The following is a 16776-nucleotide window of genomic DNA, read 5'->3' on the forward strand; positions in this document are numbered from 1 at the left end:
AGTGGCAGGCAGCGATACCGTCGCAGGCGATGTCCGACGCAGTCCTGTCCACCACCCCGCTGCCGACGACGGGCCGCGCGGTGCCGCCCTGGCCGGGGGAGGAGGTCGCCGTCCGTGGCGGAGCGGTCTTCGTCCGGCGCACCCCGTGGACGGGGCCGGTCGACCGCGACGACGCCGACGGGCACCGGCCGTCGGCCCCGGCCAGGGAGCGGGCGCTCTACGTCCACGGCCTGGGCGGCGCCTCCACCAACTGGACCGATCTCGCCGCGCTGCTCGCGGTGCGGTTCGACGGCTGGTCGGTGGACCTCCCCGGGTTCGGCCGGTCGCGGCCCCCGTCGCGCGGGCGGTACTCGATCCGGAGCCACGTGCGTGCCGTCGTCGACGTGCTGGAGCACGTCGCCGCGCAACCGGGGGAGGGCGCAGGCCGCCCCGTGCACCTGGTCGGCAACTCCCTCGGTGGGCTGGTCAGCCTCCTGGTGGCTGCGCTGCGGCCCGACCTGGTGGCCACGCTGACGCTCGTGTCGCCGGCCATGCCGGTGTACCGGGTGCCCCCGGCGTTCAGCCGGGCGCTGCTGCTCCTCCTGGTGCCCGGAGTACCGACGCTGGCCGAGCGCCGGCTGGCCGCCGTCCCCCCGGAGCAGAGCGTCCGGTCGATGGTGCGCATGTGCTTCGGGAACCCGGGCGCGGTGCCGCCCGAGCGCATCGAGCAGGCCGTGCGGGAGATGCACGAGCGGGCGGAGCAGCCGTGGGCCGACCGGGCGCTGGCCCGGAGCATGCGCGGCCTGATCACCTCCTACCTGCGCCTCGGCCCGGCGAACGCCTGGCGGGCGGCCCGCGGGCTGCGCATGCCCGTGCTGGTCGTCTGGGGCGGCCGCGACCGGCTGGTCGACCCGGCGCTGGCCCCGCGGCTGGCCGCGACCGTGCCCGACGGCCGGCTCCTCCTGCTCGACGGCGTCGGGCACGTGGCGATGCTGGAGGCGCCGGAGCCGACGGCCCGCGCGGTGCTCGGGATGGTCGAGGGCCGACCCGCCGGACCGAGCGCGGCGAACCCCGAGGCCGTCGCGGACGCGCCACGCAGCGTGAGACGCTGAGTCCACCGGGGGGCGGAGCGACGATCAGGAGGGCGGCCGGTGGGCGGACGTCTGACCGACCGCCGGCCCGCGTCGCGTCGAGGGCCGCTGGTCGCGCAGGAACGGCCCCGTCCGGCGCCCGGGCGTCGCGGCGCCGAGCGGTCCGGGAGCGGGCTGGCGCGGTTCGTGCGGCGGCACGGCTGGCGGGCCTATGCCATCCCCGTCCTCGCGCTCGCCACCCTCGCCGTCGTGGTCGACCTGGTGCTGAACCCGCCCGGCTCGGCGTCGACGGCCGCCGGTCCGGTCCCCGCGACGACGGCGCCCGCCGCCCCGTCGGCCGAGGCGCCGACCGGACCCTCGGTCGAGTCCGCAGCGCCCGCGGAGGGCGACGCCGGACCGGCCCAGACCCCCGCGCCGGTGACCGCCGAGCAGTACGTGGAGCAGGGGACGGGTGACCTCGTGCTGGTCGACGGCGGCTCGGACGTCCTCGGCACCGGTCCGCTGCAGCGCTTCGTCGTGGAGGTCGAGGACGGCATCGGGGTGGACGGCGTGGTCTTCGCCGAGGCCGTGACGACGACGCTGGCCGACCCACGGTCCTGGGGCAACGGTGGGCGGATGTCGTTCCAGCGCGTCGGGATCGGGGCCGAGCACGACTTCAGGGTCAGCCTGGTCAGCCCGGGGAGCATGGAGACGTACTGCCCCGGCGTCGGCACGGGCGGCTACACGTCCTGCCGGTACGGGGATCGCGCGGTCATCAACCTGGCCCGCTGGGCCACGGCCGTGCCGCACTACGACGGGGACCTGGCGACCTACCGCCGCTACGTGGTCAACCACGAGGTCGGCCACGTGCTCGGCAACGGGCACGAGCAGTGCCCCGGCCCCGGCCGGCTCGCCCCCGTCATGCAGCAGCAGACGCTCGACCTCGGCGACTGCGTGCGGAACGCGTGGCCCCATCCCTGACCCGGGGGCCGGCCGGGCCACGGGGACGGGTGGGAACACGGCGGCCTGGCACGCTGTTATGCCCACGATCGTCGGCCCCGGTGCGGGCCGCTGTCCGCGACCAAGAGGAGCAAGCGTGACCCTGCCACCCCTGGTGGAGCCTGCGACCGACCTGTCCATCGACGAGGTCCGCCGGTACAGCCGCCACCTGATCATCCCCGACGTCGGGATGGACGGGCAGAAGCGGCTCAAGAACGCCAAGGTGCTCGCCGTCGGCGCCGGAGGCCTCGGCTCGCCGGTGCTGATGTACCTCGCCGCGGCCGGTGTCGGAACCCTGGGCATCGTCGAGTTCGACACCGTCGACGAGTCCAACCTGCAGCGCCAGATCATCCACGGGCAGTCCGACGTCGGCCGGTCCAAGGCCGAGAGCGCGCGCGACTCCATCAAGGAGATCAACCCGCTGATCGACGTCCGGCTGCACGAGACGCGCCTGGACAGCGAGAACGTGCTCGACATCTTCCGCGAGTACGACCTCATCGTCGACGGCACCGACAACTTCGCCACCCGCTACCTGGTCAACGACGCCTGCGTGCTCCTGGACAAGCCCTACGTCTGGGGCTCGATCTACCGGTTCGACGGCCAGGTGTCGGTCTTCTGGAACGAGCACGGCCCGAACTACCGCGACCTCTACCCGGTTCCCCCGCCGCCCGGCATGGTGCCCTCGTGCGCCGAGGGCGGCGTGCTCGGTGTCCTGTGCGCCACCGTCGGGGCCATCCAGGCGACCGAGGCGGTCAAGCTGATCACCGGCATCGGCGAGACGCTGCTGGGCCGGCTCATGGTCTACGACGCCCTGGAGATGACCTTCCGCACGATCAAGGTGCGCAAGGACCCCGAGGGCGAGCCGATCACCGGCCTCATCGACTACGAGGCCTTCTGCGGCGTGGTTTCCGAGGAGGCGCAGCTGGCGGCCGCGGGCTCGACGATCACCGTCGACGAGCTCAAGGACATGATGGACGCCGGCAAGGACTTCGAGCTGATCGACGTCCGGGAGCCGAACGAGTACGAGATCGTCTCGATCCCCGGCGCCACGCTGATCCCCAAGGACGAGATCCTCTCCGGCCGGGCGCTGGCGTCGCTGCCGCAGGACAAGCCGATCGTGCTGCACTGCAAGACGGGTGTCCGCTCGGCCGAGGCGCTCGCCGCGGTCAAGAACGCCGGCTTCCGGGACGCCGTGCACGTCCAGGGCGGCGTGACGGCGTGGGCGACGCGGATCGACAAGGCGCTGCCCACCTACTGAGGCCACCCCGCCCCTCGCTCCGCTCGGGCCGGGCCCCTGCGATGGGGCCTCTCCAGCACGTCGCCGAGGGCCCGGTCCGCCTCTCCTCGGGGAGGCGGGCCGGGCCCTCGGCATGTTCACTGACGCCATGGCCGACTTCTCGCCCGTCGAGCTCCTGGAGCTCTTCCAGCGCGCTCAGAACCAGTTCACCGACCGGGTCGACGCGGTGGAGCCGGACCGCTGGGAGGACCAGGCGCTGCCCGGGTGGACGGTGTCCGACCTCGTCGCGCACCTGGTGAGCGAGCAGCTGTGGGTGCCGCCGCTGATGGCCGGGGAACCGTACGCGGAAGGACGCTTCCCCGACGGACGCAGCGACCTGCTGGGGGCCGACCCGCTGCTCGGCTGGGAGTCGGCCGCGGACGCGGCGCTGTCGGCGTTCGCCGAGGACGAGGGCCTGATCCGCACCGTGCACCTCTCCCGTGGTCCCACGCCCAGTGCCGAGTACATCCTCGAGATGACCGCCGACCTCACCGTGCACGCCTGGGACCTCGCGCAGGCCACGGACGGCGACACGGAGCTGGACGGCGAGCTGGTGACCGCCGCGCTGGTCTACGCCGAGCGGCTGCCGGAGGACGGCGTGCCCGGACTCTTCGACGCGCCTCTCGACGTCTCCGCGGCCGCACCGCCGCAGACCCGTCTGCTGGCCCGTTTCGGGCGCAAGGACTTCTGACCCGTCGGTCCGGGGAGTCACCATGAGCCGGTGACCGATGCCGCGCTCGACGTCGACGAGGCCGTCTTCGACGTGGTGGAGCGGATCCCGCGCGGGCGGGTGAGCACCTACGGCGCCATCGGCCGGCTGGTGGGCGTCGGCCCGCGCCGGGTGGCGCGGGCGCTGAGCTCCGGTGGAGGAGCGGTGCCCTGGTACCGGGTGGTGCGTGCCGACGGCTCGGCCGCCGAACCGGTGCGCGCCCGGCAGCTGGAGCTGCTGGCCGGCGAGGGCGTGCCGGTCCGCAACGGAAGGGTCCAGCTGGCAGCGGTCGGCTGGCCCGACTGATCCGGCGCAGCCGTCCGGCGCCGGTGTCCGGCGTGTGTCGATCCGACCCATGCGGACCATTTCCGCGCATCGCCTTCAGCTGCGGCGATCACGTGCCGATCCCAGGTGCATGAACACGATGGCGTGCCGGGCGGTCGCCCAGGCCGGGCTGGTCGCCGGAACCGCGTCGCTGGACCGCGAGCAGGCGTGGCCGCTGCTCCTGGTCGCCGGCTGGCTGACCACCGCGACCGACCTCATGCTCGAAGCGGCGCTGGCCGACTCCCTCGCCTGACCGGTCGGTCCTCCCACCCGTCACGCCCGTCCCCGGATCGTCGTACCCCCGTGATTCCATCGGGGGGTGGCACAGCGCGGGGGTGAGAGCGGTCCGGTCTACCGGCTGCTCCCGGGGGAGCCGCCACGCACCACGGCTCCGCGGCTCGACCCGACCCAGCAGGCGGTCGTCGACCACCCGGGCGGGCCGCTGCTGGTGCTCGCCGGCCCCGGTACGGGCAAGACCACGACGATCGTCGAGGCCGTCGCCCACCGGATCGACGCCGGGATCGACCCCGAGCAGATCCTCGTCCTCACCTTCAGCCGCAAGGCCGCGGCCGAGCTGCGCACCCGCATCACCTCGCGGGTGGCGCGCACCATCCGCGAACCACTGGCCCGCACCTTCCACTCCTACGCCTACGGCGTGCTGCGCCGCGCCGCCGTGCTGCGGGGCGACCCGCCGCCGCGGCTGCTCACCTCCGCGGAGCAGGACGCGGTCGTCGCCGAGCTGCTGCGCGGCGACGCCGAAGGCGTGGGCACCGTCCGCTGGCCCGACGACCTCACGCCGGCGCTGGGCACCGAGGGCTTCCGGGCGGAGCTGCGCGAGCTGCTGCTGCGCGCGACCGAGCGGGGTGTCGGTCCCGCGCGCCTGGCCGCCTGGGGCCGCGAGACCGGCCGTGACCACTGGGTGCACGCCGCCGCGTTCCAGCAGCAGTACGAGAACGTCAGCGACTTCTGGGTCGCCTCCCGCGGTGACGCCTCCGGTTACGACCCGGCGGAGCTGGTCCGCCAGGCCATCCTCGAGCTGAGCGAGGACCCGGAGCTGCTGCGCCAGGAGCGCGAGCGCGCCCGCTGGCTGTTCGTCGACGAGTACCAGGACACCGATCCGGCGCAGGTCGAGCTGCTCGCGCTGCTCGCCGGGGGTGGTGGGAACCTGGTCGCGGTCGGCGACCCGGACCAGTCCATCTACGCCTTCCGCGGCGCCGAGCCCCGCGGCATCGTGGAGTTCCCCGACCGGTTCCGGCACACCGACGGCCGCGCGGCCGGCCGGCTGTCGCTGGGCGTCTGCCGGCGGTCGGGGGAGGAGCTGCTGCGGATCAGCCGCGCGGTGGCCGAGGGGCTGCCCGGCCCCTGGGAGCACCGCCGGCTGACGGCGGGGGAGTCGGCACCCCCCGGCGAGGCGGAGGTGCACGTCTTCGGGTCTGCCGCGGTGGAGGCGGCCTACGTCGCCGACGTCCTACGCCGGGCGCACCTGCTCGACGGCGTCCCGTGGTCGCAGATGGCCGTCGTCGTGCGGACCACCGGGGTGCTCGGTCCGTTCCGCCGGGCGCTGGCCTCCGCCGGCGTGCCGGTCACCGTCTCCACCGACGACCTGCCGCTGGCCGCGCAGCCCGCCGTCGCCCCCTTCCTGCACGCGCTCTCCGCGCTGCTGCCGCGTCCCGACGGCGAGCCCACCGGTCTCGACGAGCCGGGAGCGGAGGCGCTGCTGGCCTCCCCGCTCGGCGGCGCGACGGTGCTCGACCTGCGCCGGCTGCGCCGGGCGGTACGGGTCGCCCTGGCCAAGCAGGGCATCGACGCCGCCGAACGGGGGACGCCGCTGGCCGACGCGCTCACCGACGAGGCGCTGCTGGAGGCGCTGCCCGAGCACCTGGCCCGCCCGGCCGCCCGGGTCGGCGCGGTCATGGCCGCCGGCCGGCTGGCGCTCGCGCAGGACGGCACCGCCGAGGACGTGCTGTGGGCGATGTGGCAGCGCAGCGGGCTCGGCCCCCGCTGGGCCCGGGCCAGCGCCGCCGGCGGCCCGCCGGGAGCTGTCGCCGACCGCGACCTGGACGCCGTCGTCGCGCTGTTCGACGCCGCCGCGGGGTTCGTCGACCGGCTGCCGTCGGCCGACGTCCGGGCGTTCGTCGCCCACCTGTCGGCGCAGCAGCTGCCGGGCGACACCGGCGCCGCCCGGACGGCCACCGGCGAGACGGTCCGGCTGCTGACCGCGCACGCCGCCAAGGGCCTGGAGTGGGACGTGGTCTGCGTGTCCGGCGTGCAGGAGGGCGTCTGGCCGGACCTGCGGGAGCGGGCGTCGCTGCTCGGTGCGGAGGTGCTGGTCGAGAAGGCCGCGGGTGTCGACGCCGCGGGCACCGACCGGCGCGCGCTGGCGCTGGCCGAGGAGCGGCGGCTGTTCTACGTCGCCACCACCCGCGCCCGCCGGCGGCTCGTCGTCACCGCCATCGAGGGCGCACTGGACGGCGCGGACGCGGGCGCCACCGCCTCCCGGTTCCTCGACCTGGTCGAGCCACCCCCCGCCGACGGTCGTCCGCTCACCGAGCTGCCCCGGGCGCTCACCCTGCCGGCGCTGGTCGCCGAGCTGCGCCGGGCGGTCACCGATCCGCACACGTCCCCCGCCCGCCGCTCGGCAGCGGCGGCGCTGCTCCGCCGACTGGCCGACGAGGGCGTGGCCGGTGCCGCGCCCGCCCGCTGGTGGGGGCTCGCGCCCCTGTCGGACGACGCGCCGCTGGTGCCCGCGGAGGAGCCGGTGCGGGTGCGGCCCTCGGCCATCGAGACCTTCCAGCGCTGCCCGCTGCGCTGGGTCCTGGGTGCGGTCGGCGCCGAGGCCTCGCCCGACGCCACCCGCACCGTCGGGACGGCGGTGCACGCGGTCGCCCAGCAGGTCGCCGAGGGGTTGCCGCCGGTCGATGCGCGCCCGGTGCTCGATGCCGAGCTGGACCAACTCGACCTCGGCCCCGGCTGGGCCGACCAGCGGCAGCGCCTCCAGGCCCACGACATGCTCGACCGCTTTCTCCGCTGGCACGCCGCCAACGGCCGGGAGCTGCTCTCCGCGGAGGGCAACGTCGACGTCGTGGTCGGCCGGGCGCGCATCCGCGGTCAGGTGGACCGGCTGGAGCGGGACGCCGAGGGCCGCCTGGTCGTCGTCGACCTCAAGACGGGGAAGACAGCGGCCAAGAACACCGAGGAGCACGGCCAGCTGGCCGCCTACCAGGTGGCGATCGCCGCCGGCGGGTTCGCCGAGCACGGCACGGTGCCCGGCGGTGCGGCCCTGCTCCAGGTCGGCACCGGGGCGAAGGCCAAGGAGCAGCACCAGGAGCCGCTGCCCGCCGACGTGCCGCTGGACCAGACGTGGGCCGGACAGCTGGTGGCCGAGGTCGGGAACGGGATGGGCGCCGGCACGTTCGAGGTGCGCACCGGCGCCCACTGCTCGCGGTGCCCGGCCCGGCGCAGCTGCCCGCTGCAGGAGCGCGGACGGCAGGTGACCGGATGAGCCACGACGGGCAGCTCTCCTTCGACGACCTCCTGGCGGAGGCCCCGGCACTGCAGCAGGCGCCGCGCCGCCTGCTGACGCCGGCGGAGGTGGCCGAGCGCTGCGGGCTGTCCTACGCCCCCTCCGACGAGCAGGCGGGCGTCGTCCGCGCCCCCACGGACCGACCGCTGGTGGTGGTCGCCGGCGCCGGCTCGGGCAAGACCGAGACGATGGCCGCCCGGGTGTCCTACCTGGTCGCCAACCGGATCGTGGAGCCCGAGGCCGTCCTCGGTCTCACCTTCACCCGCAAGGCCGCCAGCGAGCTGAACGAGCGGATCCGGCTCCGCCTGGGCGCACTGGCCCGGCACCCGGAGACCGAGGACGACCTCCGCGAGCGTCTCGCCATCGCCCAGCCGACGGTCTCGACCTACCACGGGTACGCCGCGTCACTGGTCGCCGAGCACGGGCTGCGGATCGGTGTGGAACCCGGCGCGGGGGTGCTCGGGCCGGCCATGTGCTGGGGGCAGGCGGCGACGGTGGTGGCGGCCTGGACCGGCGACATGTCCGACGTGCCGCTGACGCTGCTCACCACGGTGGAGGACGTGCTCGCCCTCGCCGGCGAGATGGGGGAGCACGACGTCACCCCGGCTGCGCTGCGCACCTGGACGGCGCGGCTGGAGGCGCAGATCGCCGGGTATCCGGACGCGCCCAAGAAGAAGGGGCCCTACGCCGCGGTCACCGAGATGCTCGCCCGGCAGCGGGCGCGGGTGGCCCTGCTGCCGCTGGTCGAGGCGTTCGAGGCCCGCAAACGGGCGATGGGCTCCATCGACTACGCCGACCAGGTGTCCTATGCCGCGCGGATCGCCGTCGCCTCGCCCGAGGTGGGCCGCCGCGAGCGGGCGCGGTGGCAGGTGGTGCTGCTGGACGAGTACCAGGACACCAGCGTCGGGCAGCTGCGCATGCTGGAGGCGCTCTTCGGTGGTGACACCGGCCACCCCGTGCTGGCCGTCGGCGACCCGCGCCAGTCGATCTACGGCTGGCGCGGCGCGTCCGCCGGCACGATCGAGCGGTTCGCCCGCACGTTCCCGGGGCGTCCCGGCCGCGGTGCCGAGCGGCTGACGCTGGCCACCAGCTGGCGCAACGACGAGGCGGTGCTCGCCGTCGCCAACGCCGTCTCGGCGATGCTGCCCGAGCCCGCCCAGCCGCTGCCCGATCTGACCCCCGCACCCACGGCCGGCCGCGGCGCGGTCACCGTCGGGCTGTACGACACGGTCGCCGACGAGACGACGGCGCTGGCCGACCGCCTGGCCGCGGCCTGGTACGGCAAACGGCTCGAGACCGGTCGTCCCGAGTGGGCCCCGGAGGGGTCCGCGCAGGGACGACGCATCGGCTCCGCCGAGCAGGGGGACGGCAACGGGTCGCGGGGTCGTCCGGAGGACGACGAGGCGCACCGCCCGCCGTCGATGGCGGTGCTCGTGCGCACCCGCAAGCAGCTGCCGGGCATCGCCGCCGCGCTGCGCGAGCGCGGGCTGCCCGTCGAGGTCGTCGGGCTGGGCGGGCTGCTGGAGGTGCCCGAGGTCTCCGACGTCGTCGCGACCCTCACCGTGCTGGTCGACCCCACCGCGGGAGACGCGATGGGCCGGCTGCTCACCGGTGCCCGCTGGCGGATCGGCCCACGCGACCTCGCCGCGTTGGAGGCCCGCGCCCGGGCGCTCGTGCACTCGCGCCGCCCGGCGCGCCCGGACGACAGCCAGCAGCCGGCCGAGGGGCCGGGCGCCGTCGAGCCCCCGCAGGAGCGCGGCAGCATCGTCGAGGCGCTGGACGACCTCGGCGATGCCACCCAGTACTCGCCGACCGGCTACCGGCGGCTGCGCCGGCTGGGTGGCGAGCTCGCCCATCTGCGCACGCGGATCGGCGACTCGCTGCCCGACCTGGTCGACGAGGTGGCCCGCACCCTCGGGCTGGAGACCGAGCTCGCCAGCGCGCCCGGGGTCAGCCCGGCCGGTGCGCGGGCGCACCTGGACGCGCTGCACGGCGTCGCCGCGGAGTTCACCGAGCTGGCCGAGTTGCCGTCGCTACCGGCGTTCCTGGGCTACCTGCGCGACGCAGAGGAGCGCGAGCGAGGGCTGGAACCCGGTGAGGTGGCGGTCAATCACGAAGCGGTGCAGCTGCTCACCGGCCACTCGGCGAAGGGGCTGGAGTGGGACGTCGTCGCCGTGCCCGGGATGACCGTCGACCAGTTCCCCGCGCGCAGCAACGCCAGCGACTCCTGGATCAAGGATCCCGGCGCCGTTCCGGTCGACCTGCGGCTCACCGACCGCGCCGAGCTGCCCCGCCTGAAGCTGCCCGTGCCCGGATCCGGCGACCAGGCGGTGGTCCGGGATGCCTTGGAGGAGTACGTCCAGGACTGGAAGGACTTCGGCCGCGACGAGGAGATCCGGCTCGGCTACGTCGCCGTCACCCGCGCCAAGCGGCTGCTGCTGTGCTCGGGCAGCTGGTGGCGCGACGGCATCAGGCCGTGCGGGCCGTCGTCCCTGCTGCACACCGCCAAGGAGGCGTGCGAGGCCGGCGCCGGCACCGTCCTGCACTGGGCCCCCGCACCGGAGGACGGCGCCACCAACCCGGCGCTCGAGGAGTGGCCGGTCGGGGTGTGGCCGGCCGATCCGCTGTCGGAGCCGCGCCGACGCGCGCTGACCGCCGCCGCCCAGCTGGTCGAGGGAGCTGCGCCGCACCCGCTGAACCCTGATCGCAGCCTGGGCGAGGCCGACGAGCTGGTCGAGCAGTGGGTCCGCGACGCCGACCTGCTGCTCCGCGAGCGCGCCGCTGCGGCCAGCCCGACCGTCGAGGTGCCGCTGCCCTCGCACCTGTCGGTGTCGGCGCTGGTCACGCTCCGCCGCGACCCGGCTGAGCTGGCCCGCCGGCTGCGCCGCCCGATGCCGGCCGCGCCGGCGCCGCAGGCCCGCCGGGGGACCGCCTTCCACGCCTGGCTGGAGGAGCGCTTCGGAGCCGCGCGCCTGGTCGACCTGGACGAGTTGCCCGGCTCCGGTGACGAGCTCGCCGTGCCCGACGACCAGCTCGAGGAGCTGCGCCAGGCCTTCCTCGCCAGCGAGTGGGCCGACCGGCAGCCGGTCGAGGTCGAGGTGCCGTTCGAGACCCCGCTGGGCCCGCTGACCCTGCGGGGGCGGATCGACGCGGTGTTCCAGCGCGAGGACGGCGGCTACGAGGTGATCGACTGGAAGACCGGTCCTCCGCCGTCCGGCGCGGAGCTGGCCGCGGTCGGCGTGCAGCTGGCCGCCTACCGGCTCGGCTGGTCACGGCTGACCGGGGTGCCGGTGCAGCGGGTCAGCGCCGGCTTCCACCACGTGGCCGCCAAGGAGACGATCCGTCCGGTGGACCTGCTCGACGAGGCCGGACTGCTCGCCCTCGTCACCGGGACGGGCTGACCGCTCCCGGCCTCCCGGGGAGGGAGGAACCGGTCAGCCCTGCGGCGGGGCCGGAGGTGGTGGGGCCGGGGGCGGCGCGGCCGCCGCGGGCGTTCCTCGCCGCGCCCGGCGGACCGGCACCAGGACCGCTCCGGCCACCAGCGCGGCGACGGCCCCCCATGGGAGGAGGATGCCGAGGACGACGACGATGGAACCCGCGGTGGACGCCAGGGCCCGCCATCCGGTACCCAGTCCGTCGAGGAAGCCGTCGGGTCCACCGGGCGGCGCCACGCCGAACGGCTCCAGGATGACGCGCAGCGTCGACAGCTCCACCCGGTCGGCCAGGAGCGCCCGCCGGGACAGCAGCGACTCCAGCTCCTCCTGCCGCTCGGAGAGGGCCTCCTCGGCCGCCAGCAGGGCCTCGGTGCTGGCGGCGTCGTCCATCAGGGCCTGCAGCCGCGCCACCGCGGTCCGCAGCGCCGAGATCCGCGCGTCCAGATCCACCGCCGTGGTCGTCACGTCGGAGTGGGACACCGACACGTTCGCGACGTCGCCGAGATCCTCCAGGTCGGTCAGGACGCCGGTGAGCGCGGCCGCCGGCACGCGCACCACGAGCTCGGCGACGGCGCCCTCGACCCCGTCCGCCCCGGACGCGGCCTGCTCGGTGCGCTCCTCGACCCGCCCACCGACGGATTCCACCAGCTCGCTCACCCGCTGGGCGCCCTCGGCCGGGTCCTCGACGGCGAGGGCTGCGGTGGCGGTCGTGACCACCTGCCGGTCGGCGCCGGTGGCGTCGTCGGCCGGCGCGGCCCCAGGAGTGGCGAACTCGGGAACGACCGCGCCGCCGCCGGCACCGCCGTCCGCGCTCCCGGACTCCGCGCCCGACGAGCCCGTGCAGCCGACCAGCAGCGCCAGGGCCAGCGTCGCGGCTGCCGTGCCGAGGAAGCGGCTCACGGCGCGGACAGTAGGCCGTTGGGTCGCCGCCGACCAGCGGCGATGCCCGATCGTGACGCCGATGGGTGGTACGACGCTCGCGCGTGCCCGTCGTCCGATCATGCCGGTCTGGTCCTTCCGCTGGGTGCCTCCCCGAAGGGATGACGGCACGGCGCGCCCGGCACGTTCCCACGGGAGCGTGCCGGGCGACCGGCTCCTGGGCGGAGAGCGGAGGGGGAGCCGGTACCACTGCCGACATGTCGACTCATCGACGAGTCGACATGTCGGCAGAGGGCGCGCTCGGGCCAGCGTCGGGCCGGATCCCTGGACAGGAGCGCGGTCGGGGGACGGTGCAGTCGGTCGGCGTCATGAAGAGTCACCACCACCGCCACCGGCGGGGGCCCGGTGAACGACGTGCCCGCGGGTCGTCGAGCAGCTCGCCTCAGTCGCCGGCGTCCTCGGCCACCGGAACACGCAGCCGCGGGCCCGGCGCGCTCACGACGAGGCGACGCGGTCCAGGACCGCCGCGGCCAGCTGCTCGGGTGCCTGCTCGGGGACCCAGTGGGTCACGCCGGGCAGCTCCACGAATCGGTAGTCCCCGGTCACGAACTCCGCGCAGGCCTCTGCGGCGGTCCGGCCGATGGCGACGTCACCGTCGCTCCAGACGTAGGTGGTGGGCACCTCGACCTTGTCCACCCGGATGTCGGAGCTCATCGCGCGGTACCAGTTGAGCGCCGCGGTGAGCGCTCCCGGCGCCGAGAGCACCGCCACGTACTCGGCGGCGGCCTCCGGGGAGACGCCCGTGTCGCCCTCGGTGCCCAGCAGCATCCGGCGCAGCCGACGCCCGTCGTCGGCCAGCAGCACCTCCTCGGCCTTGCCGGGCTGCCAGAACAGCCGGATGTACGCCGAGCGCTCCTTCTGCTCCGGGTCGATGCGGAAGGCCGCGGTGTAGGCGGCCGGGTGCGGCACCGACACCGCCGTCAGCGACCGCACCCGGTCGCTGTGCCAGGCGGCGAGGGTCCACGCCACGTTCGCGCCCCAGTCGTGCCCGACGACGTCGGCGACCGGGATCTCCAGCGCCGTCATGAGGTCCGCCGTCACCTGCGCCAGGTTCTGCATGGCGTAGGCCTCGACCTCGGCAGGCCGAGCGCCGGGGGAGTAGCCGAGCTGGTCGGGTGCGTAGGTGCGCAGCCCCGCCTGCGTGAGCAGCGGTGTCACCGCCGCCCACGAGGCGGACGTCTGCGGGAAGCCGTGCAGCAGCAGCACCGGGCGGCCGTCCTCGGGGCCGTCGACGCGCACGTCGAAGGTCAGGTCGCCGACGTCGGTCCGCAGCAGCTCTCCGGGCATGACCCGGACGCTAGCCGGGCCGGGGGCGCCGCGCTGACGGCACTACCGTCGATGCCGTGACCAGCGCCGAACGGAACTTCGTCCTCGACCACCTCGACGACCTGCACGCCGATCTGGACGCCTGGCTGCGCATCCCGTCGATCTCGGCCGACCCCGCGCACGCGCGCGACGTCGCCGCGAGCGCCACGTGGCTGGCCGACGCGCTGCGCCGCGTCGGCTTCCCGACCGTGGAGATCTGGCCGACCGCCGGCGCGCCCGCGGTCTTCGCCGAGTGGCCCTCGGCCGACGCCCACGCCCCCGTCGCCCTGGTCTACGGCCACCACGACGTCCAGCCGGTCGACCCCCTGGAGCTGTGGGAGCACCCGCCGTTCGAGCCGACCCGGGTGCAGGGCCCCGACGGGCCGGAGCTGCACGCCCGGGGCGCGATCGACGACAAGGGCAACGTCGCCTTCCACCTGCTCGGCATCCGCGCGCACCTCGCCGCGACCGGCCGGGACACCCCCGCGGTCACCGTCAAGCTGCTGGTCGAGGGCGAGGAGGAGTCGGGGTCGCCGCACTTCCGCCGGCTGCTGGAGGACCGGCGGGACCGGCTGGCCTGCGACGTCGTCGTGGTCAGCGACACCGGCATGGCCGCACCCGACGTGCCCAGCGTCGTGACGGCGATGCGCGGTCTGGCCGACGCCGAGATCACCCTGCGCGGCCCGGCGGTGGACCTGCACTCCGGCTCGTTCGGCGGCGCCGTTCCCAATCCGCTGCACGCCCTCGCCGAGCTGGTGGCGGAGCTGCACGACGAGCGGGGCCGGGTGACCCTGCCCGGGTTCTACGACCAGGTGCGGCCCCTGACCGACCGCGAGCGCGAGCTGATGAGCCGGGTCCCGTTCGACGAACAGGCGTGGCTGGCCGGACCGGCCGCCTCTCGCGCGACGTACGGCGAGGCGGGCTTCAGCACGCTGGAGCGCACCGGTGCCCGGCCCACCGCCGAGGTCAACGGCATGTGGGGCGGTTACACCGGCCCCGGCCACAAGACGATCATCCCGGCCGAGGCGCACGCCAAGATCACCTTCCGGCTGGTCTCCGACCAGCGCCCGGAGGACATCGGGCCGAGGCTGCGCGACTGGGTGGCGGCCCACATGCCCGACGGCATCGAGGCCGAGGTGCACACCCCGCCCGGTGGCGTCGCGCCCTGCGCCAGCGACCTGGACTCCCCGGCGATGGATGCGCTGCTGGCGGCGATCGGCCAGGCCTTCGACACCGCGCCGGAGGACGTGCTGTTCACCCGGGAGGGCGGCAGCGGCCCGGAGGCCGACCTCGTCGAGGCGCTCGGGGCCCCGTTGCTGTTCCTGGGCGCCGGCCTGCCCACCGACCGCATCCACTCGCCGAACGAGCGGGTGCTGCTGCCGATGCTGTACCGCGGCGCAGAGGCCGCCGCGCACCTGTGGCGCGAGCTGGCGACCGCGCGGCTGCGTTAGGGGAGCCTGCCGACGACGACGGTGCCGCCGAGGTCGTCGTCGATCACCGGCCGGGCTGCCAGGCCCGCCGCCGTGACGACGTCGACGGCCGCTCCGGTCTGGCCCTCGCCGCACTCGAAGAGCACCGCGCCACCCCGGGCGAGCCAGGCCGGGGCGTCGGCGACCACGCGGCGGACGAGTGCGAGCCCGTCCTCGCCGCCGTCGAGGGCGGTTCGCGGCTCGTGGTCGCGCGCCTCCGGCGGCATCAGCGGGATCGCCGCGGTGGGCACGTACGGCACGTTGGCGGTGAGGACGGCGATCCGCCCGGCGAGCGCCCCGGGGAGCGCGGCGAACAGGTCACCCTCGTGCACCGCCACACCCGGCAGGTTCCGCCGCGCGCAGCGCACCGCCGCGGGGTCGACGTCGGCGGCGTGCAGGTCGATCCCCGGAACGGCGGTGGCCAGCGCCGCCCCCACCGCGCCGGTGCCGCAGCACAGGTCGACGACGACGTCGCCCCGACGGGCCAGCGCGACCGCCTCGCGGACCACCAGCCCGGTCCGCCGGCGGGGGACGAAGACGCCGGGCGCCACCACGATCCGCAGCCCGCAGAACTCCGCCCACCCCACCAGTTGCTCCAGCGGGGTCCCGGCCACCCGCCGGTCGACCAGCAGGGAGAGCTCCTCGGCGTCGCGGGCCGCCGCCGCGAGGAGGGCGGCCTCCTCCTCGGCGAACACGCACCCGGCGCCGCGCAGCCGCCCGACGACCCCCTGGCCCGGCGGTGCTGCTCCCGGGCGCACGGCGACCTCCTGGACGGCCACCGCTTGCGGTGACGGGGACGGGGGACGCCCTAGGCTGCGGGCGTGACCGGAGTGGAGCAGGGCGCCGCCCCGGGGTGGTACCCCGACCCGAGCGGCGTCCCGGACACGGTCCGCTGGTGGAACGGCGCGGGCTGGTCCGACGTCATGATGCCCGCCGGTCCCGGCGTCACCGTGCACCGCGCTCCCACCGGCCCGGACACGGAGCGGCCGGCAGCGGTCGTCCCGCCCGTGGCGCCGGCCGCGGCGCGCCCGTGGTTCCGCCCGCTGGTGGCGGCCGGCTCGGTGGTCGCGCTCGTCGTGGCCGTCGTCGTCGCCGTGCTGGTGCTGCGCCCGGACGACGGCCGGGGGACCGCCACGACCACCGCGCAGGACCTGGGGGCGGGGCCGCCACCGGCCGCCGGGCGGGCATTCCCACCGGGCACCGTCCGGATCGTCGACGAGGCCTCGGGCATCTCCTACCCCTATCTGGGCGAGGGCTGGTCGGAGTTCGACCTCGGCCTCCAGCTGGAGACGACGACGACCGCCGGCCAGTACTTCACCACCCAGGAGGGCACGCCCGACGGCGGCATCTTCATCTCCCAGTGCACCTCCGGCCCGGTGGCGGAGGGGTACGGCTGGGCCGGCCCGTCGACCCTGCAGACGACGACGCGGGCGCTGGCCGAGAGCGTGCGGGCCAACTACTACCCCGGCCCGAACGAACGCGAGGTGCTGCGCGACGAGCCCCGCACGGTCGACGGGCACGCCGCCCACCTCTACGAGTTCGCGCTGAGCTGGGACGTCGAGGGGTACGACGCCTCGGGGGAGCGTGCCGCGCTGCTGCTCGTCGACGTCGGCCGCCCGGCGCCCGCGCTGCTCTACGTGTCGATCCCCAACACCCACGCCGAGCTCTACGGCGTCATCGACCAGGTGCTCGACGCCGTCGACGTCCTGGAGTGACCAGGGACGCGGCGGCAGGGCTCACCACGGGTGG

At 75.7% G+C, this 16776-nt stretch carries 13 protein-coding genes; 10 read left to right on the forward strand and 3 right to left on the reverse strand.

Going from position 1 to position 16776, the window contains the following annotated elements; all coding sequences use genetic code 11:
• Nucleotides 1–29: 29 nt before the first annotated feature.
• The 8 genes from ACI791_RS08870 (at nucleotide 30) to ACI791_RS08905 (ending at nucleotide 11281) form a co-directional block, all read left to right on the forward strand.
• Entirely contained in the window at nucleotides 30–1091 is a 1062-nt protein-coding gene (locus ACI791_RS08870) for an alpha/beta fold hydrolase (RefSeq protein WP_456585724.1), read from the forward strand.
• A gap of 39 nt (nucleotides 1092–1130) precedes the next feature.
• Entirely contained in the window at nucleotides 1131–2030 is a 900-nt protein-coding gene (locus tag ACI791_RS08875) for a DUF3152 domain-containing protein (RefSeq protein WP_456585725.1), read from the forward strand.
• Between the two features lie 115 nt (nucleotides 2031–2145).
• Nucleotides 2146–3306, forward strand: coding sequence for an adenylyltransferase/sulfurtransferase MoeZ (gene moeZ / locus ACI791_RS08880; RefSeq protein WP_347057829.1), 1161 nt, complete (start codon nucleotides 2146–2148; stop codon nucleotides 3304–3306).
• 127 nt (nucleotides 3307–3433) lie between these two features.
• A complete protein-coding gene (locus tag ACI791_RS08885; RefSeq protein ID WP_456585726.1) occupies nucleotides 3434–4015 on the forward strand; it encodes a TIGR03086 family metal-binding protein in 582 nt (193 codons plus the stop codon).
• A gap of 30 nt (nucleotides 4016–4045) precedes the next feature.
• Nucleotides 4046–4339, forward strand: a complete 294-nt coding sequence (locus ACI791_RS08890) for an MGMT family protein (RefSeq protein WP_456585727.1) — start codon at nucleotides 4046–4048, stop codon at nucleotides 4337–4339.
• Nucleotides 4340–4448: 109 nt separating this feature from the next.
• Nucleotides 4449–4610: a hypothetical protein gene (locus tag ACI791_RS08895; RefSeq protein ID WP_347057826.1), complete on the forward strand. Its 162-nt coding sequence runs from the start codon at nucleotides 4449–4451 to the stop codon at nucleotides 4608–4610.
• Nucleotides 4611–4676: 66 nt separating this feature from the next.
• Nucleotides 4677–7859 carry an ATP-dependent helicase gene (locus ACI791_RS08900; RefSeq protein WP_456585728.1) on the forward strand — a complete coding sequence of 1061 codons (3183 nt, stop codon included), beginning with the start codon at nucleotides 4677–4679 and terminating at the stop codon, nucleotides 7857–7859.
• Nucleotides 7856–11281 carry an ATP-dependent helicase gene (locus tag ACI791_RS08905; protein WP_456585729.1) on the forward strand — a complete coding sequence of 1142 codons (3426 nt, stop codon included), beginning with the start codon at nucleotides 7856–7858 and terminating at the stop codon, nucleotides 11279–11281. The genes ACI791_RS08900 and ACI791_RS08905 overlap by 4 nt, the downstream gene beginning before the upstream one ends.
• A gap of 33 nt (nucleotides 11282–11314) precedes the next feature.
• Here the strand turns inward: ACI791_RS08905 and ACI791_RS08910 are convergent, their stop codons facing one another.
• Together ACI791_RS08910 and ACI791_RS08915 are read right to left on the reverse strand one after the other, a co-directional pair.
• Nucleotides 11315–12214 (reverse strand): DUF4349 domain-containing protein, encoded by a 900-nt coding sequence (locus ACI791_RS08910; RefSeq protein WP_456585730.1) that lies wholly within the window; start codon nucleotides 12212–12214, stop codon nucleotides 11315–11317.
• Nucleotides 12215–12688: 474 nt separating this feature from the next.
• Nucleotides 12689–13540 carry an alpha/beta fold hydrolase gene (locus ACI791_RS08915; protein WP_456585731.1) on the reverse strand — a complete coding sequence of 284 codons (852 nt, stop codon included), beginning with the start codon at nucleotides 13538–13540 and terminating at the stop codon, nucleotides 12689–12691.
• Between the two features lie 56 nt (nucleotides 13541–13596).
• On the opposite strand from ACI791_RS08915, the gene ACI791_RS08920 reads away from it, so the two are divergent.
• Nucleotides 13597–15009 (forward strand): dipeptidase, encoded by a 1413-nt coding sequence (locus ACI791_RS08920; RefSeq protein ID WP_456585732.1) that lies wholly within the window; start codon nucleotides 13597–13599, stop codon nucleotides 15007–15009.
• Here ACI791_RS08920 and ACI791_RS08925 read toward each other — a convergent pair.
• Nucleotides 15006–15785: a putative protein N(5)-glutamine methyltransferase gene (locus tag ACI791_RS08925; protein WP_456585733.1), complete on the reverse strand. Its 780-nt coding sequence runs from the start codon at nucleotides 15783–15785 to the stop codon at nucleotides 15006–15008. The genes ACI791_RS08920 and ACI791_RS08925 overlap by 4 nt on opposite strands.
• Nucleotides 15786–15848: 63 nt before the next feature.
• Between ACI791_RS08925 and ACI791_RS08930 the strand changes: the two genes are divergently transcribed.
• Entirely contained in the window at nucleotides 15849–16742 is an 894-nt protein-coding gene (locus ACI791_RS08930; RefSeq protein ID WP_456585734.1) for a DUF2510 domain-containing protein, read from the forward strand.
• The last annotated feature ends 34 nt before the right edge of the window (nucleotides 16743–16776 follow it).

The sequence above is a fragment of the Blastococcus sp. SYSU DS0973 genome, assembly GCF_054051055.1.

Bases quoted from the DNA above. Each gene is read 5' to 3' on its own strand.
- ACI791_RS08870 (WP_456585724.1), top strand. From the start codon at position 30: ATGTCCGACGCAGTCCTGTCCACCACCCCGCTGCCGACGACGGGCCGC.
- ACI791_RS08885 (WP_456585726.1), top strand. From the start codon at position 3,434: ATGGCCGACTTCTCGCCCGTCGAGCTCCTGGAGCTCTTCCAGCGCGCT.
- ACI791_RS08895 (WP_347057826.1), top strand. From the start codon at position 4,449: ATGAACACGATGGCGTGCCGGGCGGTCGCCCAGGCCGGGCTGGTCGCC.
- ACI791_RS08905 (WP_456585729.1), top strand. From the start codon at position 7,856: ATGAGCCACGACGGGCAGCTCTCCTTCGACGACCTCCTGGCGGAGGCC.
- ACI791_RS08915 (WP_456585731.1), bottom strand. From the start codon at position 13,540: ATGCCCGGAGAGCTGCTGCGGACCGACGTCGGCGACCTGACCTTCGAC.